General features: G+C 34.2%; 1 protein-coding gene. It reads left to right on the top strand.

The genetic code is table 11. From position 1 onward, the window contains the following. Positions 1–188: 188 nt before the first annotated feature. The gene (locus tag Q4533_RS19560) at positions 189–1,604 is read left to right on the top strand and encodes a P-loop NTPase fold protein (RefSeq protein WP_303503910.1); all 1,416 of its coding nucleotides are present in this window, start codon (positions 189–191) and stop codon (positions 1,602–1,604) included. Positions 1,605–1,678: the final 74 nt, after the last annotated feature.

Raw genomic sequence — 1,678 nt, 5'->3', positions numbered from 1 at the left:
CATGTTAATAAACGGTGACCTTCCTACAGAGGACTTTCACCTCATTAGTTCATGCCCATGCTGGGCGTACACAAGGCACTTAAACGGAACTAAAACAGTGGGTTACGTTCCGCTTCGCTACACATTATAACCCACAATTTTAGTCCGCTTAGTGCGACGTTAGCTTTCACATCAAATCGGGTCGAAAAATGGAATTTAAATCACATAAAGTAATCGTAGAGTCAGAAAACCCTTTCAAACACGACCGATTAAACCGTAAACCTCATGTTGATAATTTTACAAATTTATTGGAGAACATAAGTTCACCTTTAGTTTTATCTGTAAATGCTCCTTGGGGGCAAGGAAAAACAACATTCTTGGAAATGTTGCATGCACAATTACAAAATAATGACCATAACTCTATCTATTTTAGTGCTTGGGAAACCGACTTTGCTAGTGATCCTTTACAGGCTTTTTTAGGTGAAATAAACGAAAAAATAAAAGCATTAACTAGTGATGATGAAGAGAAAAACAAAGCTTGGGAAACCACAAAAAAAGCAGGTGCTCATATTTTAAGAAAAGGGATACCGGCATTAATCAAAGTTGGTACCGCTGGTATTTTAGATGCCGATAAAATAATAGAAGATGAATCATCTAAATTAATGAAAGGCTTAACTAAAGATTTTTTAGAAGAATATACTAAAAATAAAGAGGCAATTGCTAAGTTTAAATCTGGTATTTCTCAAGTTCTATCGAATGAAGGTGAAACACCTACTCGCTTGTTTATATTCATTGATGAGTTAGATAGGTGTAGACCAACTTATGCAATTGAGTTGTTAGAAAGAATCAAACATTTACTTGATATTGAAGGCTTAGTCTTTATTTTAGCTATGGATAAAGTTCAGTTATCCCACAGTGTCAAAGCTATATACGGCTCAGAATTTGAAGCTATAGGTTATTTGAGGCGGTTTATTGATATTGAATATACTTTACCTGAAAGTGAACTCGATGCATTTATTGATCAATTATATGTTAGCTTTAACTTTAATGAGTTCTTCCAAAATAGAATTAAGTATAGAGAATTTCAATATGATAAGGACACTTTGAAAGATACTTTTAAATTGTTAGCGAATGCTAAAAAACTTTCTTTGCGTGAAGTTGAGCAACTTTTTGCAAAAATAAATTTAGTAATCCAATCGACAGCTGAAAATACATACCTTTACCCGCCACTATTAGCATTTTTAATAATTGCTAAAGAATATCATTATGATAATTATAATGACTATATCAACAAAGGTGATACACCAGAAAATTTGATTAATGACTTATATAACATGGTCCCCCTATCAAAACTATTGGAATCACGTTCTCCTGCTCTTCTAGTGGAAAGCTATTTAATCGGAGCTAAATACGATGAACATAATAATGCTGTTGGCAATTCATTAAAACGGCATGAAGATATAATAAATGATAATAATGGTAGTAAAGAGCAAAGAACATACTCTGATAGAGTCGTTCAAATTTCAAGAAGTTTTAATGGGTACGAAAACTCTATAGATTTGGATAGTTTAAAACACAGAATAGAAATGCTAGAAAGTTTTAAGTTTAGTAGTTCAGAAAGCTAATCGGGTAGCCGGAGGTATCTAGCCTCCAGCCCCCACACCACCCTGCATGCGGCTCCGCACAGGGCGGTTCCCAA

The sequence above is a fragment of the Shewanella sp. 6_MG-2023 genome (assembly GCF_030547195.1).
Taxonomy (GTDB): Bacteria; Pseudomonadota; Gammaproteobacteria; order Enterobacterales; family Shewanellaceae; genus Shewanella.
Note: the sequence above shows the minus strand (reverse complement) of the source record. Positions and strands in the feature narration are given on the sequence as shown.